General features: G+C 42.7%; 22 protein-coding genes and 1 pseudogene. 8 read left to right on the top strand and 15 right to left on the bottom strand.

Features of this window, described 5'->3' with window-relative positions; genetic code table 11:
- Window positions 1-49: 49 nt before the first annotated feature.
- From hpaI to PR833_RS05600, 9 genes are all read right to left on the bottom strand, one after another.
- Entirely contained in the window at window positions 50-856 is an 807-nt protein-coding gene (gene hpaI / locus PR833_RS05640) for a 4-hydroxy-2-oxoheptanedioate aldolase (RefSeq protein WP_014656738.1), read from the bottom strand.
- 10 nt (window positions 857-866) lie between these two features.
- Window positions 867-1,670, bottom strand: coding sequence for a 2-oxo-hept-4-ene-1,7-dioate hydratase (gene hpaH / locus PR833_RS05635; protein WP_004927346.1), 804 nt, complete (start codon window positions 1,668-1,670; stop codon window positions 867-869).
- 102 nt (window positions 1,671-1,772) lie between these two features.
- Window positions 1,773-3,239 (bottom strand): NAD-dependent succinate-semialdehyde dehydrogenase, encoded by a 1,467-nt coding sequence (locus tag PR833_RS05630; RefSeq protein WP_004927350.1) that lies wholly within the window; start codon window positions 3,237-3,239, stop codon window positions 1,773-1,775.
- On the bottom strand, window positions 3,236-4,462 hold the full coding sequence (locus tag PR833_RS05625; RefSeq protein WP_004927355.1) for a Bcr/CflA family multidrug efflux MFS transporter: 1,227 nt from the start codon (window positions 4,460-4,462) through the stop codon (window positions 3,236-3,238). Before PR833_RS05625 ends, PR833_RS05630 begins: the two co-directional genes overlap by 4 nt.
- A gap of 9 nt (window positions 4,463-4,471) precedes the next feature.
- Entirely contained in the window at window positions 4,472-4,852 is a 381-nt protein-coding gene (locus PR833_RS05620; RefSeq protein WP_004927358.1) for a 5-carboxymethyl-2-hydroxymuconate Delta-isomerase, read from the bottom strand.
- 9 nt (window positions 4,853-4,861) lie between these two features.
- Window positions 4,862-5,743 carry a 3,4-dihydroxyphenylacetate 2,3-dioxygenase gene (hpaD, locus tag PR833_RS05615; protein ID WP_004927362.1) on the bottom strand — a complete coding sequence of 294 codons (882 nt, stop codon included), beginning with the start codon at window positions 5,741-5,743 and terminating at the stop codon, window positions 4,862-4,864.
- A 134-nt stretch (window positions 5,744-5,877) separates the two neighbouring features.
- On the bottom strand, window positions 5,878-7,344 hold the full coding sequence (hpaE, locus tag PR833_RS05610; RefSeq protein ID WP_272525951.1) for a 5-carboxymethyl-2-hydroxymuconate semialdehyde dehydrogenase: 1,467 nt from the start codon (window positions 7,342-7,344) through the stop codon (window positions 5,878-5,880).
- A complete protein-coding gene (locus PR833_RS05605) occupies window positions 7,344-8,111 on the bottom strand; it encodes a fumarylacetoacetate hydrolase family protein (protein WP_004927367.1) in 768 nt (255 codons plus the stop codon). The genes hpaE and PR833_RS05605 overlap by 1 nt, the downstream gene beginning before the upstream one ends.
- Entirely contained in the window at window positions 8,111-8,740 is a 630-nt protein-coding gene (locus tag PR833_RS05600) for a fumarylacetoacetate hydrolase family protein (protein ID WP_004927370.1), read from the bottom strand. Before PR833_RS05600 ends, PR833_RS05605 begins: the two co-directional genes overlap by 1 nt.
- A gap of 408 nt (window positions 8,741-9,148) precedes the next feature.
- Here PR833_RS05600 and hpaR point away from each other — a divergent pair, with 408 nt between their 5' ends.
- Window positions 9,149-9,601 (top strand): homoprotocatechuate degradation operon regulator HpaR, encoded by a 453-nt coding sequence (hpaR, locus tag PR833_RS05595; RefSeq protein ID WP_004927374.1) that lies wholly within the window; start codon window positions 9,149-9,151, stop codon window positions 9,599-9,601.
- Between the two features lie 78 nt (window positions 9,602-9,679).
- Here hpaR and PR833_RS05590 read toward each other — a convergent pair whose 3' ends face one another.
- From PR833_RS05590 to PR833_RS05575, 4 genes are all read right to left on the bottom strand, one after another.
- Window positions 9,680-11,686: a BCCT family transporter gene (locus tag PR833_RS05590; protein WP_014656736.1), complete on the bottom strand. Its 2,007-nt coding sequence runs from the start codon at window positions 11,684-11,686 to the stop codon at window positions 9,680-9,682.
- Between the two features lie 468 nt (window positions 11,687-12,154).
- Complete coding sequence (locus PR833_RS05585; protein ID WP_004927380.1) at window positions 12,155-12,421, bottom strand: DksA/TraR family C4-type zinc finger protein; 267 nt, start codon at window positions 12,419-12,421, stop codon at window positions 12,155-12,157.
- Between the two features lie 72 nt (window positions 12,422-12,493).
- Window positions 12,494-12,931, bottom strand: a complete 438-nt coding sequence (locus PR833_RS05580) for a GNAT family N-acetyltransferase (protein ID WP_154598485.1) — start codon at window positions 12,929-12,931, stop codon at window positions 12,494-12,496.
- Window positions 12,932-13,110: 179 nt separating this feature from the next.
- On the bottom strand, window positions 13,111-13,788 hold the full coding sequence (locus PR833_RS05575; RefSeq protein ID WP_036941715.1) for a hypothetical protein: 678 nt from the start codon (window positions 13,786-13,788) through the stop codon (window positions 13,111-13,113).
- 297 nt (window positions 13,789-14,085) lie between these two features.
- Here PR833_RS05575 and PR833_RS05570 point away from each other — a divergent pair, with 297 nt between their 5' ends.
- Window positions 14,086-14,739: a DUF421 domain-containing protein gene (locus PR833_RS05570; RefSeq protein WP_014656734.1), complete on the top strand. Its 654-nt coding sequence runs from the start codon at window positions 14,086-14,088 to the stop codon at window positions 14,737-14,739.
- 77 nt (window positions 14,740-14,816) lie between these two features.
- Here the strand turns inward: PR833_RS05570 and PR833_RS05565 are convergent, their stop codons facing one another.
- Window positions 14,817-16,526 carry a phosphoethanolamine transferase CptA gene (locus PR833_RS05565; RefSeq protein WP_004927389.1) on the bottom strand — a complete coding sequence of 570 codons (1,710 nt, stop codon included), beginning with the start codon at window positions 16,524-16,526 and terminating at the stop codon, window positions 14,817-14,819.
- A gap of 370 nt (window positions 16,527-16,896) precedes the next feature.
- Here PR833_RS05565 and PR833_RS05560 point away from each other — a divergent pair, with 370 nt between their 5' ends.
- Genes PR833_RS05560 through ccmB form a run of 3 tightly spaced genes read left to right on the top strand, consistent with a single transcriptional unit; the run spans window position 16,897 to window position 19,370 of the window.
- A complete protein-coding gene (locus PR833_RS05560) occupies window positions 16,897-18,072 on the top strand; it encodes an ion channel (protein WP_004927391.1) in 1,176 nt (391 codons plus the stop codon).
- 15 nt (window positions 18,073-18,087) lie between these two features.
- Complete coding sequence (gene ccmA, locus PR833_RS05555; protein WP_014656733.1) at window positions 18,088-18,705, top strand: cytochrome c biogenesis heme-transporting ATPase CcmA; 618 nt, start codon at window positions 18,088-18,090, stop codon at window positions 18,703-18,705.
- The gene (gene ccmB / locus PR833_RS05550) at window positions 18,705-19,370 is read left to right on the top strand and encodes a heme exporter protein CcmB (protein ID WP_004927397.1); all 666 of its coding nucleotides are present in this window, start codon (window positions 18,705-18,707) and stop codon (window positions 19,368-19,370) included. Before ccmA ends, ccmB begins: the two co-directional genes overlap by 1 nt.
- Window positions 19,371-19,574: 204 nt before the next feature.
- Here the strand turns inward: ccmB and ugpQ are convergent, their stop codons facing one another.
- Window positions 19,575-20,315, bottom strand: coding sequence for a glycerophosphodiester phosphodiesterase (gene ugpQ, locus PR833_RS05545; protein ID WP_004927402.1), 741 nt, complete (start codon window positions 20,313-20,315; stop codon window positions 19,575-19,577).
- A 489-nt stretch (window positions 20,316-20,804) separates the two neighbouring features.
- Between ugpQ and PR833_RS05540 the strand changes: the two genes are divergently transcribed.
- From PR833_RS05540 to PR833_RS05530, 3 genes and pseudogenes are all read left to right on the top strand, one after another.
- The gene (locus PR833_RS05540) at window positions 20,805-22,910 is read left to right on the top strand and encodes a type VI secretion system Vgr family protein (protein ID WP_249890696.1); all 2,106 of its coding nucleotides are present in this window, start codon (window positions 20,805-20,807) and stop codon (window positions 22,908-22,910) included.
- Entirely contained in the window at window positions 22,907-23,713 is an 807-nt protein-coding gene (locus PR833_RS05535) for a DUF4123 domain-containing protein (protein ID WP_004927410.1), read from the top strand. Before PR833_RS05540 ends, PR833_RS05535 begins: the two co-directional genes overlap by 4 nt.
- A pseudogene (locus tag PR833_RS05530) lies at window positions 23,710-24,106 on the top strand (S-type pyocin domain-containing protein); the annotation flags it as partial. The gene PR833_RS05535 and the pseudogene PR833_RS05530, both read left to right, overlap by 4 nt.

Raw genomic sequence — 24,106 nt, 5'->3', positions numbered from 1 at the left:
ATCGAGTTATCTTAATGGCTTTGGGTGTTTACTACTGTATTGCAAATCACTAATACACACTGGGTGTGTTAGATGTCACTTCAGAAACGGTATTGCCAAAGCGAGCCGCTAATGCTTCTGCGCTACGCGCTAGCAATGTTGTATCCACACCAACCGCAACAAATAGTGCACCTAATTTTAAATAATGTTCAGCGACGTCTGGCGCTGCCATTAAAATACCAGGGGCAATACCCGCAGCACGAATTTGGACAATAGCCTTTTCGATGACTGCCTTCACTTCGGGATGATTTGGATTACCTGAATAGCCCATGTCTGCACTGAGATCAGCTGGCCCAATAAAGACGCCATCGATCCCTTCGACTTGTAATATTTCCGAAAGATTATTGATAGCTTCACGGGTTTCGACTTGCACAATGACACACATCTCATCATTGGCCCGTTGCAGATAATTAGGAATACGATTCCAACGTGATGCACGTGCTAGAGCGCTCCCCACACCGCGGATCCCCGCCGGAGGGTAACGTGTGGCGCGAACAGCTTGCTGTGCTTGCTCTGCATTTTGCACCATAGGCAGTAATAATGTTTGTGCCCCAATATCCAATAACTGTTTAATAATGACAGGATCATTCCAAGGTGGACGTACAACCGGCTGCGATGGATAAGGTGCGATTGCCTGTAATTGAGTTAATATTGTTTGTACATTATTAGGAGCGTGTTCACCATCAATCAGTAGCCAGTCAAAACCTGCTCCAGCCACCAATTCAGCACTATATGAGCTGCATAGCCCCAGCCATAAACCGATTTGTGGTCGACCTTCTTTTAGTGCATGTTTAAATTTATTTTGTAGGATATCCACGATGATCTCCTTATACGAAGCGGCAACTGACGGAACCCATCACGCCGTAGTCCACATGAAATACATCCCCTTTACGAGCAGGAACCGGTCGAGTAAATGAGCCACCTAAAATGATTTGGCCAGCTTCTAGTTGGACGTTGTGTGGCGCGAGTTTATTTGCCAGCCAAGCAACCCCGTTTGCAGGGTGGTTAAGTACCGCAGCCGCGACGCCAGACTCTTCAATAACACCGTTACGGTACAGCAATGCACTGATCCATCGTAAATCAAGGTCGCGAGGTTTGATTGGTCTCCCCCCTAAGATCACCGCCGCATTCGCCGCATTATCTGAAATGGTATCGAATACTTTGCGTGGGCGCTTTGTTTCAGGATCAATACCGTGGCAACGGGCATCAATAAGCTCAAGTGCCGGTATGACATAATCAGTTGCGTTATAAACATCAAACAGGGTGCAGTTTGGGCCACTTAAGGGTTTTGCTAAAACAAATGCTAGCTCAACTTCAATACGTGGAACGATAAAACGATCTGTTGGAATTTCACAACCATCGTCAAAAAACATATCGTCGAGAAGTGCACCGTAGTCAGGTTCATCAATTTGAGAACTAGCCTGCATAGCTTTCGATGTTAAGCCAATTTTATGGCCTTTCAGTGAACGACCTTCAGCGATTTTTAGGCCAACCCATTCACGTTGAATAGCGTATGCGTCTTCAATGGTGATTTGTGGATGATCCAATGAAATCTGACGGATCTGTTCACGTGTTTTCTCGGCCTGATTAAGGCGCTGTGCAACTTGCGATATGACATCTTTTTGTAACATGCGAGTATTGCTCCTGTTGAACTCTGCTTATCACGCAAGAAACGTTGGGCGCTTTCTAACCCGCACTGCCAGATGGCAGTGCGCTAATCTGTAAAGGTCAAATTAGTTTGTAGATAGCCCACCGAAGCAGAGATATTTCACTTCCAGATAGTCTTCAATTCCGTAACGTGAACCTTCACGCCCCAGCCCTGACTGCTTAATGCCACCAAATGGGGCAACTTCATTTGAGATAATGCCTTCATTGATACCGACCATGCCGCTTTCGAGTGCTTCTGCAACACGGTAGATGCGGCCGATATCTCTAGAATAGAAATAGGAAGCCAGACCAAATTCGGTATCATTTGCTAAATCAATGGCTTCTTGTTCATCGCGGAACTTAAACAGAGGCGCCAATGGACCAAAAGTCTCTTCTTTGGCGACGATCATAGATTCAGTGACGTCTGCTAATACGGTTGGCTCGAAGAACAATCCGCCTAATGAAGCAGGTTTACCGCCTGCCAGTACGCGTGCGCCTTTAGAAACCGCATCTGCAATATGCTCGGTGACTTTATCAACCGCAGCTTGGTTAATCAGAGGGCCTTGTTGTGAATCGGCTTGAGTTGCTGGGCCGATTTTTAGCTCAGTGACTGCTTTTGCTAAGCGTTTAGCAAATTCATCATAGACGCCTTCTTGAACTAAAATACGGTTAGCACAAACACAGGTTTGCCCGCTGTTGCGGAATTTAGCCGCTAATGCGCCCTGTACGGCGGCATCAAGGTCGGCATCGTCAAACACGATAAAAGGCGCATTGCCACCGAGCTCCAATGATAGCTTTTTCACTGTATCGGCACATTGCGCCATCAGTAATTTGCCAACGCGTGTGGAGCCAGTGAAAGTCAGTTTACGAACAACAGGACTTGATGTGAGTACACCACCAATGGCTTTTGCATCTGTACCTGGCACGATGTTGAACACCCCTGCTGGGATACCAGCTTCTTCACCTAATGCGGCTAGTGCTAATGCTGATAATGGGGTCTCAGCCGCAGGTTTCAGTACCATCGTACATCCTGCCGCCAGTGCTGGGCCAACCTTACGGGTGATCATGGCATTTGGGAAGTTCCATGGCGTAATCGCAGCGACCACACCCACAGGCTGTTTAATCGTCACTAAGCGGCGACCAGGAAGTGGAGATGGGATTGTTTCGCCATAAACGCGTTTACCTTCCTCGGCAAACCACTCAATAAAGCTTGCACCATAGGCGATTTCACCCATTGATTCTGTGATGGATTTGCCTTGCTCCCAACTGAGTAGCTCTGCAAGCTCTTTTTGGTTTTCCATCATCAATTGGAACCACTTATTAAGAATTTGGCTACGCTCTTTGGCACTTTTAGCACGCCAAGCGGGTAGGGCTTTTTCCGCAGCATCAATCGCTTGTTGGGTTTGTGCTGCACCTACATTACTGACTTTTGCAATGACTTCACCGTTCGCAGGGTTAGTGACATCGAATTGACTATTGTCGTTGGCGTTAACCCATTGACCGTTGATATAAGCCTGCTGGCGGAATAAGGTAGAATTGACATTGATACTCATTTTTCTTTTTTCTCCGAAGGCACTGAGACTAACTGTGAGCGGACATTTTTAGCCGAGAAACGTTGGCTTGTGAAACTTAATCCGGCACAGACAGCCATAACCAGTGCCATAGCAAATGGGGATTCATCCTGTAGTACAGAAACTGCAACACTTGCCAGCGCCGCCAATGCAAATTGAATCGAAATAGCAAGCGCACTGGCGCTACCGGCAATTTTTCCTCGATGCTGCAATAACAGTGATAAGCTATTTGTACCGATAGCATTGACCATCGATAAAAACAGCACCACCAGAATAACAATAATAGGCAGGCTTTGCTGGTAGAAAATGAGTAGTAATAGCCCAAACAGTAATTGCGCACCACTTTGTAGGCAGAGTATGCGAGTTAAACTGTATACTTTGAGCAGTCTGACATTCAGTAGTAATACCACTATCATCCCGAGAATATTACAGCCGAATAATAAACCGTAGTGCTGCTCCGATACGCCAAAATAGTTGATATAAACAAAGGGAGAGCCGCTGATAAAGGCAAACATACCCGCAAAAGAGAATGCCATCGTACCGATAATACTCAGTGCTTCTCTATCGCTTAAAACTTGAGCGTAATTTTGAAACGCGACACTGAGTAAATTTTTAGATTCTTTCTGTGGTGTCAAGGTTTCAGGAAGCAAGAAGAAAATACAACTTGCAGAACAAAGACCTATCAGTGCAAGAAGATAGAAGATCGCTTGCCACTGAAAGTGAATTAATAAAAAGCCACCGAGTAGGGGAGCCAGTAAGGGCGCTATCATAGTGACTAACGTCATCAAAGATAAAACTTTAGGCAGTTCACCTGTTGGGTAAACGTCTCGAGCAATGGCTCGTGCCATGACAATGGCGGCTCCACTACCGAAGGCTTGTAACGCACGAAAAGCAATTAATGCGTCAGCCGAAGAGGCTTGCGCGCACAGTAAACTTGCGAGCGTAAAAATAGTTAGGCCACTTAACAGCATCTTACGGCGACCAAGAATGTCGCTGAGTGGCCCATAAAACAACATGCCAATACAGAAGCCAGCAAAGAATGCGCCGAGTGTATACTGCATCTGCCCTTGGCTCGCCTGGAGGTCATTTCCCATTTGCGGCAGAGCAGGCAGATACATATCTATCGATAATGGCCCAAATGCAACCAGTGACCCTAATAATGGGATCAAGTAGCGAGGGATCTGTTTATCGAATGGCGTCGGCATCAGGCTTCCTTATTTAAATAAAGCGTGAACATTGTTTTGTTTGTAATTCAACACGGGATCAAGCTCTTCCATGGTAAATGATAGAGCGAGATACCTATCACTCATTAACTGAGCAAAGTGTTCTTTGATGAGGGTAAATAGCATCTCACCTGTTTTTTGACGATCTTCAAGAGAACGCCCTGAACCAATTTTGAGTGTCATATGGACAAAGGCGTAATCATGTTTACCATCAGCCATCTGCCAAGTATCTAACCAAATAGCACGGCTACGAATGCCGCCTAAAGGAAAAATACCAGTTCCTGCTAATGCACTATTTACCTTGGAAAATAGCTCAGGCAAATTCGCTTGTTCACGGATATTGTCGGTACACTCAGCAATAAAATGCGGCATGACGACTCCTTACGCACTGACTTTTTGTTTATCGGTGATATAGCTTGGCAACGGGAAAATAGCGTTAATTTGTCCGGTACCTGAACTGGCGAACAAATCGGTCAGCACTTCAACTTTTTCTGCATATTTATCCCAACCTAGCATGCCTAATAGCATCACCGTATCGTGCATATGACCTTCGCCATAACAGTAGTCAGCGTATTCCGGCAGCATCTTACAGAACTCACTAAAACGGCCTTCACGCCACAATTTGACGACACGCTTATCCATTTGCTCATCAAATTCACGGGTATAATTGTTCATCCCTTCTTCTGCACGATGGTCATCAATAAAGCGATGCGATAATGAGCCACTCGCGAGTACAGCAACCGTGCCATCATATTTTTCGATGGCTGTGAGTACGGCTTCGCCTAATTTACGGCTGTCTTCAAAACTGTGAGAGGTGCAAAATGCAGAAATAGAGATCACTTTAAAGTGGCGATCACTATTCATATAGCGCATAGGAACTAAGGTGGCATATTCTAACGTTAGGCTTGGGATTTCGTGGGATTGAGCACGAACGCCTAGTTTACGGGCTTCTTCACCGATCATGCGACCAAGCTCGGAGTTACCATCATATTCATATTCCATATCACGAATAAAATGAGGGAGTTCGTTACTCGTATAGATCCCTTTAAAGTGATCGGCACAGTTGATGTGATATGCACTGTTAACTAACCAGTGAGTATCAAAAACAATAATAGTATCAACACCAAGTTCGCGGCAGCGGCGGCTGATCTCTTTATGACCGTCAATGGCGGATTGGCGGCAGCCATGATGTTTGCCGGGTAATTCTGACAAGTACATGGATGGAACATGCGTTATTTTTGCCGCAAGTGCTAATTTACCCATAAGTTTTTACCTCCCCCGTGATATTTCGAGCTGTAGCGTGTGAGTGATTTTTCGCTACAGCCCGAATTATTTAGGGCATAAGTTAGATTAAATATTTATTATTGAATTTCCAATAAACTAAATATCTCAATAAATTAAACACCCCAACGAGGAATGTTGTGATCCCCGAAGGAAATACAAACGTTCTTCATTTCTGCAAAAACTTCAAAGCTATATTCACCGCCTTCACGACCAACACCAGAGGCTTTAACGCCACCAAATGGTTGACGTAAATCACGTACGTTTTGTGTATTAACAAACACCATACCGGCTTCAATGTTGCGTGATAAGCGAAGGATCTTGCTGACATCTTGTGTCCAAATATAAGATGCGAGACCATACTCAACATCATTTGCCATACGTAGGCCATCTTCTTCTGACTTGAATGGGATCAAGCAGGCAACTGGCCCAAAGATCTCTTCTTGCGCAACACGCATACGGTTATCGACATCTGCTAATACGGTCGGGCGTAAGAAGTTACCATTTTTCAGATGTGCAGGTAGGTCGGTTGGCTTGTCTGGGCCACCAGCCAGTAATGTTGCCCCTTCTTCTACACCAAGGCGAATATAGCCGGATACCTTGTTCCAATGCTGTTCACTGATCAGTGCACCAACTTGTGTTTTTGGATCCGTTGGGTCGCCGACAATTAGGCGATTAGCGCGCTCAGCGAAGCGCTTAACAAATTCAGGGTAGATACTTTTTTGGATGAAAATACGAGAACCGGCAGTACAACGTTCACCATTAATTGAGAAAATGGTAAACAGAGCCGCATCTAATGCACGTTCGATATCGGCATCTTCAAATATCAGAACAGGGGATTTGCCGCCAAGTTCCATCGAATATTTTTTCAGACCCGCGTTTTGCATGATCACGCGGCCTGTTGCTGTTCCACCAGTAAAGGAAACGGCACGAACGTCATGGTGTTTGACTAGAGCGTCACCTGCTGTGCTGCCGTAACCTTGCACAACGTTAAGTACGCCAGCAGGGATCCCCGCTTCTAATGCCAGCTCACCTAAACGGTTTGCTGATAATGGTGACAGTTCAGACATTTTTAAAACAGCGGTGTTACCTAGGGCTAAACAAGGTGCTGTTTTCCATGTTGCCGTCATGAATGGCACGTTCCAAGGGGAGATCAGTGCACAGACACCAACAGGTTGGATCAGGGTGTAGTTCATCATTTTGTCGTCAACAGGGTAGGTACGACCATTCATCTGTTGGCAGACTTCGGCAAAAAACTCAAAGTTATGTGAAGCACGAGGGATCAACACATTTTTGGTTTGATGAATTGGCAAACCTGTATCCTGAGTTTCCATTTCTGCAATTTCAGGGACGTTTTGGTCGATCAATTCACCAAGACGGCGCATCAAACGAGCACGCTCTTTCATTGGCGTATTAGCCCATTTAGGGAATGCCTCTTTGGCTGCCGCAACGGCTTGATTTATTTCATCTTGACCACCAGAAGCCACTTCAGCGAGTACTTCACCTGTTGCAGGGTTGGTGGTTTGGAAATATTCTTTGCTGGCAACATTTTTGCCATTGATCCAATGGTTAATCTTAGTCATTACACTCGTTCCTCATATTCTTTTTCGCTGACAATATAGTTAATCAGCCGGCCTACACCCTCAACTTCAACGATCACTTCATCACCAGGTACGACATCAGAAAGGCCTTTTGGTGTTCCTGTTGCGATCATGTCACCCGGTTGCAGTGTCATAAAATCACTGAGATAGGAAATTAAAAATGGGATATTGAAAATGAGATCAGCAGTGGTTCCTTTCTGGCGCAACTCACCGTTTACATAGGTATATAGCGCAAGGTTATGGGGATCTTTAACCTGATCTTTATCGATAACCCATGGACCGATAGGCGTTAAAGTGTCACGGCTTTTAACACGCAGGTTGGGGCGATAGTAATTTTCTAAATAGTCACGGATCGCATAATCATTACATACGGTGTAGCCTGCAACATAATCCATCGCATCTTCTTGTGATACTTTGTATGCCGCTTTACCAATGACCACAACAAGCTCTGACTCATAATGCATATAGTCAACATTATCGGGGCGCACTGAAACTTGGCGATGGCCTGTTAATGTGTTATCTGCTTTGATAAAAATCAGAGGCTCTTCAGGTGGCTTGAAATCAAGTTCAGTAGCATGGTCGGCATAATTTAAGCCCAGTGCGAACAGTGTGCCTCTAACAGGAGGTAACCATTCAACATTAGCATCATCGCCTGCAATAACTTGGCCATTTGGTAATGTGATTTGCTCGTTTTCACCAACCGTAACGGAATACTCAGTACCTTGGTAACGAATTTTTGCGTGTTTCATTATTGTCCTCCTGCCACAACAACGTTATTGCTTAGGCTCGGAAAGCCTTCTGCTTGAACAGTGACTTCATCACCAGGCTGAATGGTGACGCGTTGATGAGGCGTGCCCATCAGTATCACATCACCCGCTTTTAACGTGGCAAATTCACTAAGTGCGGCAACTAACTCACTGGCATCACGAACCAGATCTTTTGTAGACCAACGGTCAGCTTCTTTACCATTGATGAGGGTGATAATGTCGACAGGGGCAGTTAATGTTGTTTCAACCATTTCCCCAATAGGGCAGAAACTATCACAGCATTTTGCTTTGATAGCAGGACGATAAAATGAGTCTTCAGGTAGGCTGACTTCATTTGCTAATGCAAAGCCCGCAATATAATTTTTGGCTTCTGACTGGCTGACTTTACGTGCATCTTTACCAATAACCAGTGCTAGCGTTGCACCACTTTGCACCACTTCACCGGCAGGGTGCAAAATAGGCTCCCCTGAATTGATCCGAGTATTACGCGGCTTTATAAACCACACAGGTGTTTTTGGTGGGGTTTTATAAGGGGCTTGCCCGAATGCCTCATGCCAGTGAGCCACTTGGCTTTGATGATTGAGGGCAACGGCAAATACAGTGCCTTTCATTGACAACTCCTTATTAGGAAAACGATGATTTCGAATGATTGTTAATATATTAATAATGTATAAAGTGGTAATTGGCAATAGGCTAGAGAAATTGTTAATTTTAATTGTGATCTCTTTAACATATTCAGAAGGTTTTTATGTAACCTATTGATATTCAGTATTCTGATATTTTTTTTGAATTTTTATTGTAACTTTTTATTAACTTTTTGGTTTGCTGTTGAATTGTTTACTCATTAATATTTTGGGGTTTTTCTTTGTGATTGTTATTTTACCGTGCTAACCTTGGTTTTAAGTGGATAGAATAGGCTATCACTAAAGGTAAATTTGCGGTGTAAAGACGCAATAGATTGTGTAATACCAATTTAATTGGTATTAAATAAACATTTTAGAGTGGTGAGTTTTAAACTTATGCATGAATCATTGACAATTGCATTATTACAGGCAAGAGAGACCGCTATGGGGTTCTTTCGCCCTATTTTAAAGTCATACAATTTGACTGAACAGCAATGGCGTATTATCCGAGTACTTGCCGATAAACGCTCTATTGATTTCCATGAGTTATCAGTTCAAACCTGTATTCTTCGTCCAAGTTTGACAGGGATTTTGACACGTATGGAGCGGGAAGGGTTAATTTTTCGCTTAAAGCCACTCAATGATCAGCGTAAGCTCTATGTTTCTCTGACGCCTAGTGGTCAAACATTGTACGATAAAGCACGTCAAGAAGTGGAAGAGGGCTATCAAAAAATTGAGCAGGCATTTTCTCAGGAGAAAATGCAACAATTAACCGCACTGCTGGATGAATTAATTGCTTTAGAAAGCCCTGATTACAGCCATATTGCGGATAAAAAAGAGAGCGCTTAGGGCGAATTTCGCATGTCGTGGGCAATAAATAAATTGCCCCCTAATCAGCAACATTCTGATTAGGGGGCTTTTCGTTGTTTACTTACCTAGTAGATGTAGGAAGTGAATATGTTTTTCGTACTGGTCGAGAATATCATGGATGACCTGTTCTTTGGTCCAGCCCATAACATCATAGTCTTGCCCACCTTCTTTAAGGTGAACCTCTGCACGATAATATTTCTGCTCTTCGCTTTTTTCATCATCGCTCTCTGTTCCCATGCCAGAAAGGGCAAAAGAAGGTTGGACATAGTAGCGCAAGCGAACTTCATATAGGAAGTTCATATCCTCACCTAAATCGACCTCGAAGCCAATCCTATCATCTTTATCATTATAGATATGGCAAGTCGTATTCTGCTTCTCAAGCTCCTCTGAGACCATTTCCATCGATGGATGAACAACCTCACCGAGAAAACGTTTTACTTGGTTACGTTTTGGGAAATACGCGATATTACGTAAGCGTCGTTGCCATGGAATTGGATTGCGGCTCGCTGTCGGAGCAATTGTGGCTAATTGTTGGCTATCACGTTTATAAGCATCAATACGCAATGCTTTAAATAAGCCATAAATTGCTGCTAATAGTACCATCGCAAACGGTAAGGCGCTGGCAATAGTTAAGGTTTGTAGTGCTTGTAAGCCACCTGCAAGTAATAATGTGATAGCAACGACACCCATTAAGCCAGCCCAGAAAATACGCTGCCAAACTGGGGTATTTGAATCACCACCCGATGCTAAAGTATCAACAACCATTGCCCCAGAGTCAGCCGAAGTGACAAAGAAGACGACCACCATCAGCATAGCAAAAAATGACAGTACGGTAGAGAAAGGGAAGTAGGTTAAAAATTCAAACAGGGCGAGTGAAACATCTGATTGCACTGTTTCTGCCAGTTTAACGGCATCTTGGTTTTTAATCAGGTTAATGGCGGAATTACCGAAGAACGTCATCCACATCAAGGTAAAGCCAGCAGGAACAAATAGAACGCCAGTGACGAACTCACGAATAGTACGTCCACGTGAAATTCGCGCGATAAACATCCCAACAAATGGCGACCAAGAGAGCCACCAACCCCAATAAAGTAATGTCCAACCACCTAACCAATCACTGGATTTAGGCTCATAGGCATACAAGTTAAAGGTTTTGTTGACTATCTCGGATAGATAACCACCTGTGTTTTCAACAAATGATTTCAGTAATAAAACGGTTGGCCCTAAGATCAACACCAGCAGCATCAATATAAAGGCTAAACCTAAGTTTAATTCAGAAAGAATGCGGATCCCTTTATCTAGGCCTGAAACCACAGACAGCGTCGCAAGGCCAGTAAAGACAACGATCAGAATAACTTGTACGGTTGGGCTAACAGGCAGACCAAACAGGTGATTCATCCCTGCATTAACCTGCAATACGCCAAAGCCTAATGATGTCGCAACCCCAAAAACAGTACCGACAACCGCGAAAATATCGACAAAGTGGCCAATAGGGCCATAAATACGATCACCAATAATAGGATACAGTGCGGAGCGGAGGGTCAGCGGTAACCCATGGCGGTAGCTAAAAAAGGCTAAAATCAGCGCCACAATGGCGTAAATCGCCCAAGCGTGTAAGCCCCAATGGAAGAAGGTCAAACGCATTGCCTCTTTCGCGGCTTCAACCGTTTGCGGATCACCGACTGGTGGGTTGAGGTAGTGCATTACAGGCTCTGCAACACCAAAGAACATTAACCCTATCCCCATACCTGCGGAAAACAGCATGGCAAACCAAGACACATAGCTAAAATTAGGTTGTGCGTGATCGGGGCCGAGTTTTATCTGTCCATAACGAGAGAGTCCCAGATAAGTCACACTCAAAAGAATGATAGCGACGGCTAGAATATAGAACCAGCTAGCATTATTGAATAGGTTTTGTTGAAGATGACTTAGATGAGATTCTGCTACTTCCGGCATGATGGCGGCAAAACCAACAATAACCATAATCACAAGTGCAGAGGTATAAAATACCGGGGGACTAATTTTTGAGCGATTTTTTTTAGAATCAGTATCGTTTTGACTCATAACAACCTTCTTTGATTTATTTTATTTTTGACATACCAATAATCTGTTGGGTATGCAACGCGCTGTCCTTCTTAATGAAACAATGAAATTGCGAAAGGGTTCCCAGTGGGGAAACAGTAGAAAGAACAATAATGAAACAGTTTGCAGAGATAGCGATAAAAACGGTTATTGCGCCCGTTGCTATCAAATGTTTTTTTAGCTGTTATTACTCCATTTGCGAAAAAACCGGCGGATATATTGCCATATATCGAGACTGGTTTCAAATAAACAGGAAAAACCTCTATGTTTTCATAAAAATATAGCCTTATAAATCACATTATTAACTATCATTGTTGTTATCTTTTTAACTATTTAACAAAAAGTTAGATAAAAAGCTTAGAAAGGTTAATTAAATTAACATTAATATTCGGATTTTAGGTAGAAATAAATATTGGTAGAGTTTCGGTGTTATTTAGGAATAGGGCATATTCACCGTAACTGACTATCTTTACTCCCTCGGCGATTATAACCACTAAATGTGGCACTTTTTTGATCGGCGGCATTTTGGCAAGTGATACAGAGCTGTACGCCAGGGAGTGCCTTGCGGCGGGCGAGAGGAATAGGCTCACCACATTCAACACAGTATTCAGCACTTTCGCCTGAATGGAGTTGACTGCGAGCCTTAGCGATAGCGTCATCAAGAGTGGCATCAATTTGTTCTTGAACCGCATTTTCGTTAGCCCAACCATTTGCCATAATCACCTCGTACAAAAAAGCATCACTTTATTGATCATAAGGGGTGATATGGAAAATTCAAGGCGTTAGAACTTAAATTAACGGTAGAACCATATAGATATGATCCATACCATCTTCGTCATACATTTCGCCTTGTGTGTGATAGCCTAATGTTTCGTAAAAGGCGATTGCGGTATGTTGTGCAGATAGTCCTACAGCATGAAATTGGTTCTCGATAGCGTACTGCTCAACAAATTTCATTAACTTACGTCCAAAGCCTTTGCCTCGATATTGTTTAAGTACCGCGACTCTGCCCACTTTTATCACTTTGTCGGCTTGTAAAATACAACGTAGTACAGCAACAGGGCTATTTTCTAGGTATAGCACCACATGTAATGCATCATCATCATATACATCTACATCGATTTCAGCAGGAAAGCCTTGTTCATGGGTAAAAACTTGTTGGCGAAGCGCTAAAGCGTGATTAACGATTTTAGGATCAGTATACCCAAGGCTATATCTCACTTGCATGTTGTCTCCAATTTATAAGGTAACGTGTTTATATTATTTCGGTTTTAAATTGTTATACCAGAATTGAGGGGGAACAGGACATGGTTTTGTGTGCTTTACTTTCTCAGCATAAAAATATAAAAAAAGCAGGCCAGCGTAGACCTGCTTTGAGAATAAACCGAGTTATCTAGCACAGATAGTTATTTGTTTTCTGCTTTTAATTCTTCAGTTTTATTTTTGGCATCAGTCGCTAGTTCATCTGCTTTATTGATTGAGTCTGTTTTCACTTCTTGGCTTTTTTCTGCTATTTTATCATTTGTTTCTGATAGCTTATTTTTTGCCGATTCAGTTAATTCATCTGATTTTTTATCAGCCGCATCTTTTAGCTCTTTAGCTTTATCAGATAGCTCATCTGCCTTAGCTGAAGCTTGTTTTTCAAGTTCGTTAGCTTTCTCTGTGGCACTATTTTTAAATTCAGAGATTTTTTGCTCGCTAGCCTTTTTTAATTCATCGGCTTTCTCTGTAGCGCTCTCTTTAAGCTCAGCCGCTTTTTGCTCGCTAGCTTCTTTCAATTCATTAGCTTTCTCTGTGGCGTTCTCTTTAAGCTCAGCTGCTTTTTGTTCGCTAGCTTCTTTTACTTCTTTAGCCTTATCTGCAATTTCATCCGCTTTTTCTGAAGCTTGTTTTTGAAGGTCATTCGCTTTTGCTTCTGCACTATCCTTAAGTTCGGCTGCTTTTTGCTCACCAGCATCTTTTAATTGCTCCACTTTTTCTTCAGTTTGTTTCATCGTTTGATCTGTCTTTGATGAATCATCACAACCTGCCGCCATAGCGATAATACCTGCTAGAATAAGAGAACTTAATATTTTCTTTTTCATAAATATTTCCTTTAGCATGATGTAAGTGGATACGGATCTGCTATCAATAGCATGTTATAAATATAACTCATATTTTTAATAATTAAAAATCAGTTGTCTCTGAAAGTTACCTGAAATAAAAAGGTAGCATTATCAGCAAAATAGTGATTTTAATGCTTGATATCAATATTTAACTTAATAAAAAAGACGAGCTTTATTATTTCGCTATAATTAATCTTGGATATTAGCAAAAAAATAATATGCTGGTTTCTTTAACTAAAATTCATAAAAACGTGAGTATACGAAAGGAAGTCTTATATGAGTTATTACTATATGCTTGTTGTAGTCAAGTTTATCATTGGTTTTGCCATTGTTCTTACTCATATGAATTTGTCTGGGAAAACGCAGCTGTCACAGATGACACCTATTGATTTTATTGGGAATTTTGTGTTAGGTGGAATTATTGGTGGTGTGATTTATAGCGATACAATCCCATTATATCAGTACATCACTTTACTCTTTATAGGTGTGTTTTTTATATCAGGGCTAAACTATTTAACTAAAAAATTTAACTTTATTCGCAACGTGACTATCGGCAATCCTATCCCTATTATTAGTAAAGGAAACTTTATTATGGAAAATATATTAGAAAAAGGGAATAAAATTGATATTTTGAATATATCCTCAAGAATTCATGCACAAGGGGTTCATTCATTCCAAGAAATCTATTATGCCCAGATTGAACCAGATGGGCAATTAACGGTTATTTGTGATCCAACAAATATGCCATCAGTGATTATTATGAAAGATGGTGTTGTTAGGCTAAATGAATTGCAATCGATAGAAAAAGACGAAGAGTGGTTAAATAAACAGATGGTTAAACATGGGATCGATAAGCCCGAATCTGTTTTTCTTGCTGAGTTTTGGCAAGGCGAAGTCAAATTTATTCGGCAAGATGGCAAAATTCAGTAACTATCACGTTTCTTAATAAAAAGATGAAGAGCCGCTAAAGGCTCTTCGTCTTAGGTAGAAGATGCTTTACTGACAAATTATTTTTTCAAATCATCATACAGCATCAAAGAGGATTTATTCTCAGGGTCACCAATGTAACGCGGCTGTGGTTGGTATTCGTCACTAAATAGGCTTTTCTGAGGAGTGTAGCCTTTGTAGTTAAAGCCCGCGAGATCAGACCATGAGTAGATAAAATCCATGGTGCTATAAGGCCTATCGGTTTTACTGTTCAAATTAAAATTATGGCTTTGTAACCATTCAGGAGATTGCCATACTAGGAATGGAACATTGTAGATCACACGACTTGGTTTACCTTCACTACGACCTAAAGTTTCATGAGGAGGTGTATCAAAGACATCTTCACCATGATCAGAGAAAAAGACTAAAAAGCCATTTTCTTTTGATGAATCAAAATCTTTAATTAATGTGGAAACAATATAATCATTGTAGTGTTGTGCGTTGTCGTAAGCATTGTAATCTTCGACTTGGCTCTCTTTGAGGTTACTTGGCACCAGACTATCTTTACCTTTAAAGATGGCTTTATCTTCAGGGTAACGGAACTCATATCGCATATGGGTTCCAAGTAGGTGAACAACAATAAATTTTTTCTCAGCAGGGTCGGCCAGAGCTTCTTTAAACGGGGCTAGCACAACTTCATCGTAAATACGTGAACTTTGGGCCATATCGTTATTTAAGTAATATTGTTTATCTGTTTGTCGAGAAAAAGCGGTTAATAGCGTATTACGCTCCGTCATTGTCTGTTGGTTTGTGATCCAAAAAGTTTTAAATCCAGCTTGCTTCATCATATTCATGATTGAAGGGCGCGAATTAAATAACTCGGGCTCAGTTTGAGAGGCAAACGTGAGAATTTGCTGGAGCGCCTCTATTGTATAAGGACGAGAGGTCACGACATCGTTAAATACAGACAAATTATCGGGATACTGTTGTTTTAGCTGCTCAAGCTCTGGTGTTGTTGGGCGTTTATAACCATATAAGCTCATCCTATCGCGACTTGTTGATTCACCAATGACCAAAACAAAAGTTCTCGGCGTATTGCCATTAGCATCGATAAAGTTTTCTAATGGCGGGATCTTACTGTTATCACGGATCAGTTCTTCCATATTGGCTAACTGGTTTTTATAGAGAAAATAGCCACTAACAAATTGCCAAGGCGCAGCATAGGCAAGTTTACTATTCACATAAGACATGACATTGGCGAACGGCCTATCTTGTTTAATTCCTTTATTATAATAAGGCACGCCAAATAAGATGATTAGCACGAGCAAAGAGACACCACATCTCGCTGACACTGGCATGGTCACTGGTTTTAGTCGTGACCATAAGAAAATCGCGACCAAAGTATAAATCAATATAACCGCGATAACCTTAAAGCTAATGTATTGCCTTAAAAATTCACCTGCTTCATTTGTATTTGTTTCAAACATCACAAACATGACGCTTTGTGAGATCTGATGCCCATAGACGACAAAATAAGCGAGTGCAATGACAGATGAAAGCCAAAGAATGATACCGATAATGCCGGCAACTAATTTGATCCTTCTAGGGAAAAAGAGCGCAGGGATTAACCAGAGTGTGCTGTACAGTAAAGAGTCTCTTAATCCGACGGTGTTACTTTGTCCTGTAACAACAACATAGATTTGGAGCAATGATGAGAAATACCAGAAATAGATGAGCAACCACAGTAAAGCTGTCCAGCTAAATCTCTTTGCTTGCGTAGAATTAACCATAATTTATTGAACTCTTATTCTTAAGTCATGTTAGGTAATAAGAAAAAACGCCAAAAATCGATTTTTAGATATTATCTTAGAAATTAAGTTCAATAAAATAAACAACTAATAATTGATGAGATTTGGTTGATATTTGGTTTAATTTTACACAGGAAATAAAGTCAAATTAAGATAGCTTCAGTTTGATAGTTAGGCTTTTTTTATATTTTATTTCTCCTAAGTATAAAAATGGAACTGTATCAGTTGATATAGGGATATGTCGGTTATACCAATAAAATCAACCGAAGAACGGCATTCTAACTAACATCAATGACCAACATGTGTTATATAGACTTTATGTAATCTTATCTGAGCAGAGGGTGAAGGAAAAATGTCAGATAACGCGTTTATTGCTTTTCTGAAATCATCCTTATTTATCCGTTTAATCATCTCAATACTTATCATTTTTGATGGTTTTATGATTATTAAGCCTATATTGGGGGCTTATACTGACTATATTGATTGGCGAGCGAATGGGTTTAGTGAGTGGCTTAAATCTCTCGGCTTTATGAAGTTGCTTGATATCCCTCGTTTTTTGTTAGGAATTTCATTGATATTTTTATCTTTTTTCATGCTTAATGGCGCCCGAATTGCATGGGTGTTTTCACTGCTTTTACTGGCCATTATTTCGTTTGTTGATTTAAAAATTGCAACGGAAAACCTTCATCAAGGTTATTTTTCGCTGGTCCTTTTTTTGGCGTTGAGCTTTTTTTGGAAGCGTTATCATCATCACAGCTTAACCAGTGCGGGATTTGTGGCGATAACTTGTATCATTGCATTATTGCTTTATTCCATTTTTGGCACACTCTATATTGGTAATGAATTTCTACCTGTCGTTAAAGATGGAACCACGGCATTTTATTTCGCGTTAGTTTGTATGACGACCGTCGGTTTCGGCGATATAGTGCCAGTCTCTACAGATGCTCGGGTATTTACTGTTACGGTCATTATTCTTGGTATTACAATTTTTACAACATCAGTGGTTTATGTTGTAGGGCTGTTAGCTAAAGGAACAAAGGAAATTGTTCGCAAGAGGTTTTCTTATATGAAAAATCATTATGTTGTAATTGGTAGTACGCCAATGGCGGTAAGCATGTATGAAGGGTTAAAAAATCGCGAACTGCCAGTTGCGGTGATCTGCCAAGAAAGTCATCGCGCACATTATCCTGAGAAAGATAATATCGTCACTGGTGACCCTACAGATACAGCGCTATTAGCCGAATCGAATGTTAAACAGGCAAAATATGTATTAGTGATGACAGATAGCGACGCCTTAAGTACTTTTGTTCTCTTAGGGATAAAACAACTTGCTGGTGAAGGTGTAAAAACGGTGGTATTGGTTAACCAAGAAAGCAATATAGATAAAATTCGCCTGCTTAACCCCGACATGCTGTTTTCATTATCTTCTTTAGGAGGCGAAGTTTTGATGAAAGTGCTTTGCGGTGAAACAATATCAAATGACAGTATTAGTGATATTCTGTTAAATAAAGTGGCGAAAAACGAATAACAGGAATAAAACACTATGTTAACTGCCGAGCAAATCAGTTGTCAGCGGCAAAACAGGATGCTTTTTCAAAAGCTGGATTTCACCGTATTGCCCGGCCAAATTTTACAAGTTGAAGGGCCTAATGGTGCGGGTAAAACGACCTTATTACGTATGGTGGCTGGGCTGTTAAAACCCGATGAAGGGGATATTTTGTGGGAGCAATATTCGATTCATCAGTTAAAAGAAGATTTTACTCGTCAATTACTTTACTTAGGGCACAAGCCAGCCGTTAAATCACTACTCACTCCTTATGAGAACCTACAGTTTTATTATCAGATGCAGCATCGCCATCCTGCCGGGGATAGTTTGTGGTCGGCTCTCGAAGAAGTGTCACTCATTGGCTATGAAGATGTTCCTGTTGGTCAGTTATCAGCGGGGCAACAAAGGCGAGTGAATCTTGCAAGGTTATGGTTAAGTGAAGCTCCTTTGTGGGTGTTGGATGAGCCTTTTACTGCTATTGATGTCGCAGGCGTGAAACGTCTTACCGAACGCTTTCATCAGCATGCTGAACAAGGTGGGATCATTCTTTTTACTTCTCATCAAGCTATGTCGGGGCATTTTGGATCCTTAAAACTGACGGGCGGATATGAATAATGTTTTGGCTAGTGATTAAAAGAGAACTAAAAATAGCATTTAGAAGTTTTTCTGAATTGGTAAACCCATTATGGTTCTTCTTAATTGTTATTACGTTATTTCCATTGAGCATAGGGCCTGAGCCTCAGTTATTAGCACGTATCGCTGTTGGCATTTTTTGGGTAGCCGCGGTGCTTTCTTCTTTATTATCGCTCGAACGTCTCTTTAAAGATGACTATCTGGATGGTTCGTTAGAACAACTGTTGCTCGCACCGCATCCACTATTTTTAACGGTATTAGCTAAAGTGATTGCTCACTGGCTGGTAACTGGAGTGCCGCTAATTTTACTTTCACCAATAGCAGCTTTAATGCTCTCTTTTGACGCGAATACCCTTTCTGTACTTGCAGGTACTTTGTTGCTAGGTACACCGATCCTGAGCTTTATTGGTGCAATAGGGGCTGCTTTAACGGTATCTCTGAAAAAAGGGGGAGTACTCGTGAGTTTACTGGTGCTGCCGCTGTATATTCCTGTGCTCATTTATGCAACGGGAACAATGGAAGCGTATAGTTTTAATATGCCTTTGGGGAGTTATTTTGCGATTCTAGCTGCATTGTTAGTGGGGAGCGTGACATTTTCGCCTATCGCAATTGCCGCAGCATTAAAAATTAATATCAGTCATAATTAAACACGGTACCCAAAAACATCACTAAGGCGGTTGCACTATTTTTCAATCAGCTCCATCGTTAAAAGCAAATTAGAGTCGGGGGATAGCAATCTTCATCGTGATAAGCATAAAGCCAGAAGTGAGATTCAATGCTGGCTTTATGCTTTTTAATTATGCGGCGAGTGAAATAGTAGGTATCTATAGATCAGTATGTAATCTATTTAATTAGGCACCAAAGTTGGGGCCAATGATATCAATCGCATCCGTACAAATTGCATCAACTCCCCAGTTTAAAAGTCGCGAAGCACGCGCAGGGTCATTAACGGTATAAACTAAAATGTATAAGCCAGCCTCTTTTAAGCGTTTTACGCGTTTTTCATCCAATAATGTATGATCTAAATGGATGGAGACACAATCAAGCTGTGTTGTAAGGGTTTGCCAATCATCTCGCCATTCATCTAATAATAACCCTCTCGGTAGTTCAGGAGCGTATTGTTGAGCCGAAATTAGTGCTTCAATTGAGAAAGATGAAATCAATGGGGCTGTTTGTCCTTGCCACAGTTGACGAGCTGCAAGCGCAACAATTTGACCTGTTTTAGCTTCCAAGCCTGTCGTTGGTTTGATCTCAATATTTGCCATCATTCCATGTTGCTGACAACGTTTTGCGACCTCAGAGAGTAAAGGCAGCCGCTCTTTGGCGAATTCTGGACCATACCAGCTTCCAGCATCGATATTTGATAATTGCTCCCAATTTAATTCCCCTGCAATACCATGACCATCACTGGTGCGCTCAAGAGTATCATCATGTAATAAAAAGATTTGATCATCATGGGAAAGTTTGGCATCAAACTCGATCATGGTATGTCCATATTTTGCGCCAATATCAATGGCTGCGAGTGTATTTTCAGGAGCGAGTCTGCCACCACCACGATGGGCAACAATTTTAGGATAAGGCCAAGAATTCATAATGTTGTCTATTTTCCTATTAAAGAAATACAACGGCTTTTTAAAGCGGTGTGACCAGTATTATAGCCGAATGTCACATTATATTACTCTTTAGCTGCTGTAAATGAAGATTAGCTCTAGAGGTAAGTTATCTATTTACAGAAAAGCGGGTGTTTATGAGAAAAGAATTTTCAAAAAAACGATATAAAAGCCTATATTTGTTTTTTTATTGGTATTTTAATTTTATTTATTACTCCAATAATGATTATCTGAAAATGTGATCTTGGCGCCTTTACCGAAATTGTTTCGTTTTGTAGGATACTTAACTTAAATTTAAGTATCGCGGTTGGATACATTGATACATCGAACAACTTATTTATCTGGTTGCTTATTGCTGGTTATTGTCGAGGTTTAATCGTGATTTTCTACTATTAGCCATGACTCATTCGCGATGAATGGTTTTTATCAATAGTAGTTTGTGGCGCGGTATGATCCTCAAACGGAGCATGTATGTCCACTCAAAACTCAAGTAAATCCGCTAACCCACCTCCAGTCAAAATGACACCAGCTGGCAGGGCTTATGTGGAACAAGAACGCCGTACCGCGAAGCGAGATCCCTTCTTGAAAGCATGGTATAACGGGGAATTAAACTCTGGTTTGGTGTTTAACTGTCGTATCGATGGGCTTCCCGATGACACCTTTCAGGTTACCGAATTTGATCTACAAGAGGGGTTGTCAGAACTATTTACTTTAACTCTTCATGCGGTCAGCTCCCTACTTGATGTGGATTTCCATGATATATTAGGCGGGGCTTCTTCCTTGACTGTGAAGCGGGATGGGATAAAAATTCGTGAGGTACAAGGCTTATTGGCAAGCGCCGAGAATCTGAATACCGATGGAGTGAAAACATGGTATAAATTTGTTATACGCCCAGAAATGTGGGTGATGACTCTCAAGCAAGACAGCCGTATTTTCCAAGATACCACCGTACCAAAGATATTAGAAACCTTGCTGAATGAATCGCACATTAAACACGATAAATTGTTTTATCATCCCGAAGAGCACCTTGAACGCCCGTACATTACCCAAAAGCGTGAAACGATGTATGATTTTTGGTGCCGCCTCGCCGCCGAAGAAGGGATTACCTTTTGGTTTGAGGAAGGCCCGAAACTGTTTTACAGCGACCGCCATTTAGGAATGACGGCAGGGATTACCCTCACTTATAACCCGCAAGCCGATACTGATACTACCGACAGTACTGCTACTACATGGCGCTATGCCGAGCAGCTGTGCAGCGATATTCGTATTGATAAAGATTACAATCAACAGCGACCTTCTCACCCGCTCAGCCATCAAGTCGTTGGTGACGTGCACCACCAACACGAAGTGTTCGAAAGTTATGGTCGCTTCCAAGAAGACGCGGAAGGGGAAACGTTCAATCAAATTCGTTATGAACAATCGCAAAATAACCGTCAAATGGGGCACGCCAGCACCAACTGTTTTGCCTTGCACCCCGGTAAGATGTTTACTTTAACCAATCACCCCAATGAGCGTATGAATAAGCGTTGGCAGGTGGTCAGGGTATCACATCACGGCGTACAACCCCTTGCCGACAACAGTGGCGGCGAAGGAACGCAGTTGTCCAACAGTGTGTCGTTTATCCCAGAGACGCAAGAGTGGCGACCGCCGTATCGTTATAAACCGACTGCTGATGGTGATGAGTTAGCGACAGTTGTGGGGCCTCCGGGAGAGGAAATCTATACCAACAGCAAAGGGGAAGTGGTGGTCTATTTCCATTGGGATAGACGCGGCACGCCCGACCACGGCGCCTCCTGCTGGGTGCCAGTGTCACACGGCTGGAGTGGCAATGGCTATGGGTTTATGAGTATTCCTCACGTCGGGCAACAGGTTTTAGTCAGTTACCTGAATGGGGATATTGATAGGCCGATTGTCACGGGGTGCACCTACAATGGACGCAATAAACCACCGTTAAATTTACCCAACGAAAAAACGCGTACCACCTTTAAAACTTGTACTCATAAAGGCGAAGGGTTTAATGAATTGCGTTTTGAAGACAAAGCCGGATACGAAGAAATCTATTTTCACGCACAGCGTGATATGAATGTGCACATTCAAAACGATAATCACACTCATATTCAGCGGGACAGCAAACAGCGCATTGACCAACATCGCTACGCTGAGATTGCGGGTGATGACCACCTCCATGTCAAAGGCACGCAAAAAGCGTTAACCGAAGGCGATGTTTTTCAGCAAGTGCTGGGGGCTTACCATCAGCAAGTGGATGGTGCATTGGTCAGTGAAAGCGGACAAGAAACCCATCTGAGCAGCCAAGGCAAAGTGGTGATTGAAGCCGCCACCGAAATCACGCTTAAAGTCGGTGGCAGCTTTGTGCGCATCACCCCGAGCAACGTGTTTACCTCGGGCAATGTGGCGATTGGTGACAGTGGAGGCGGCTCAGGGCAAGCGGTCAATCTTCAGCTCCCTGACGGGGTGGCTCCGTTTGCACCTCCGCCATACCCCATCAAACCGTACTGTGCGATGCAAGCTCAAGCCACTGGCAGTTGGGTGATTAAACCCAACGGAGGCAATGCATGAGACCGACGCCTTGGACAACGTGGTTGAGTGAGCCTCACCGTGACCCGGTGTATTTACTGCTCAATACCTTGGCGCAGCCCAACCCGACGGATGTGCTGTTTGCCAACGATTGGATTGAACAGGCGTTTCCGCTGTATAACGGCACCCCCTTGGCCCATTTAATCGCACAAAGTCCGTGGTTGGTGAAATTGAAACCGAGCGCCGCCGTCCCACTCGGGCAGCTGCTTGACCGCAAAGGCTTCAGTGACCCCAGTTGGGGCTGGGCTTACCGCAGCCCGATGGCGTGGGACGCGCAGTTACACCATTGGCAACAACGTCAATTAGTGAAACTGGATGGCGAAATGGTGGTATTACGCTTAATGGACAGCCGCATCGCCAATATCTTGATACCCAGCATGCGCGAAGCGGATTGGTATGTGTTGATGAACCCGGTGCATGAAGTGATGCTGGATACTGACACACAACCTGTCTGCCTGATATCGCCCGCCCGTGACCGTCCGCCGCTGATACCCGAGCTGAAAGTGCACCCGTTTACCTTGGGTGAGCATTTACAAACGGCGTGGGAGAACTCTGAAACGTGCATCCAACTGATGGCAGAAAACCTCGCTTGTGAATTGTGGGAGAACCAACCTGATAACGCACTGGCGCTCGACACCCCTGTAGGGCAATTGCACGAACGCTTGGTCGGTTGGTTGCATATCTCCCCCATATTAGCCGGTAACGTCGCCACACGCACCCTCGCCCAGTTTACCGACTATGCCCAACAATTGGGCTGGATACCCTCGACAACGGAGCCGTCATGAGTCAAAAAACAGAATCTTGCATTATCTGTGACAACTACCGATTTTGGATTAACCTGCAATTGGTGGATGATAAAGGACAACCATTAATTGGCGTGGCTTATACTTTATCCGAACGTGGCACAGGGCGCACCTTAGCGGGCAGCAGTGATACGCAAGGGCTAATACACGCCGAAGGCATGACGGCACGCCCGTATACTTTAACCCTTGAGCCGCAGTCACTGGCGGATGCACTGACCACCCTATCTCCTCCGACGGCGATTCAAGGCAAAGATAAATCGTTGAAAGATTTTTGTCGCGAACAGGGCTATTCACTCAGTGAACAGCACCGCGCGGGTGAATTTAACACCGGATTGCCCGAGACCGTTCACCGTATGACGGCAGGGCAAATCAGCC

This window comes from Providencia sp. PROV189, assembly GCF_028480065.1.
GTDB lineage: Bacteria > Pseudomonadota > Gammaproteobacteria > Enterobacterales > Enterobacteriaceae > Providencia > Providencia stuartii.
This window is presented reverse-complemented; position numbering and strand designations above follow the sequence as displayed.

Coding starts and splice junctions, on each gene's coding strand:
- hpaH (WP_004927346.1), bottom strand. CDS start 1,670: ATGTTACAAAAAGATGTCATATCGCAAGTTGCACAGCGCCTTAATCAG.
- PR833_RS05630 (WP_004927350.1), bottom strand. CDS start 3,239: ATGAGTATCAATGTCAATTCTACCTTATTCCGCCAGCAGGCTTATATC.
- PR833_RS05625 (WP_004927355.1), bottom strand. CDS start 4,462: ATGCCGACGCCATTCGATAAACAGATCCCTCGCTACTTGATCCCATTA.
- PR833_RS05620 (WP_004927358.1), bottom strand. CDS start 4,852: ATGCCGCATTTTATTGCTGAGTGTACCGACAATATCCGTGAACAAGCG.
- hpaD (WP_004927362.1), bottom strand. CDS start 5,743: ATGGGTAAATTAGCACTTGCGGCAAAAATAACGCATGTTCCATCCATG.
- hpaE (WP_272525951.1), bottom strand. CDS start 7,344: ATGACTAAGATTAACCATTGGATCAATGGCAAAAATGTTGCCAGCAAA.
- PR833_RS05605 (WP_004927367.1), bottom strand. CDS start 8,111: ATGAAACACGCAAAAATTCGTTACCAAGGTACTGAGTATTCCGTTACG.
- PR833_RS05600 (WP_004927370.1), bottom strand. CDS start 8,740: ATGAAAGGCACTGTATTTGCCGTTGCCCTCAATCATCAAAGCCAAGTG.
- hpaR (WP_004927374.1), top strand. CDS start 9,149: ATGCATGAATCATTGACAATTGCATTATTACAGGCAAGAGAGACCGCT.
- PR833_RS05590 (WP_014656736.1), bottom strand. CDS start 11,686: ATGAGTCAAAACGATACTGATTCTAAAAAAAATCGCTCAAAAATTAGT.
- PR833_RS05585 (WP_004927380.1), bottom strand. CDS start 12,421: ATGGCAAATGGTTGGGCTAACGAAAATGCGGTTCAAGAACAAATTGAT.
- PR833_RS05580 (WP_154598485.1), bottom strand. CDS start 12,931: ATGCAAGTGAGATATAGCCTTGGGTATACTGATCCTAAAATCGTTAAT.
- PR833_RS05575 (WP_036941715.1), bottom strand. CDS start 13,788: ATGAAAAAGAAAATATTAAGTTCTCTTATTCTAGCAGGTATTATCGCT.
- PR833_RS05570 (WP_014656734.1), top strand. CDS start 14,086: ATGAGTTATTACTATATGCTTGTTGTAGTCAAGTTTATCATTGGTTTT.
- PR833_RS05565 (WP_004927389.1), bottom strand. CDS start 16,526: ATGGTTAATTCTACGCAAGCAAAGAGATTTAGCTGGACAGCTTTACTG.
- PR833_RS05560 (WP_004927391.1), top strand. CDS start 16,897: ATGTCAGATAACGCGTTTATTGCTTTTCTGAAATCATCCTTATTTATC.
- ccmA (WP_014656733.1), top strand. CDS start 18,088: ATGTTAACTGCCGAGCAAATCAGTTGTCAGCGGCAAAACAGGATGCTT.
- ccmB (WP_004927397.1), top strand. CDS start 18,705: ATGTTTTGGCTAGTGATTAAAAGAGAACTAAAAATAGCATTTAGAAGT.
- ugpQ (WP_004927402.1), bottom strand. CDS start 20,315: ATGAATTCTTGGCCTTATCCTAAAATTGTTGCCCATCGTGGTGGTGGC.
- PR833_RS05540 (WP_249890696.1), top strand. CDS start 20,805: ATGTCCACTCAAAACTCAAGTAAATCCGCTAACCCACCTCCAGTCAAA.
- PR833_RS05535 (WP_004927410.1), top strand. CDS start 22,907: ATGAGACCGACGCCTTGGACAACGTGGTTGAGTGAGCCTCACCGTGAC.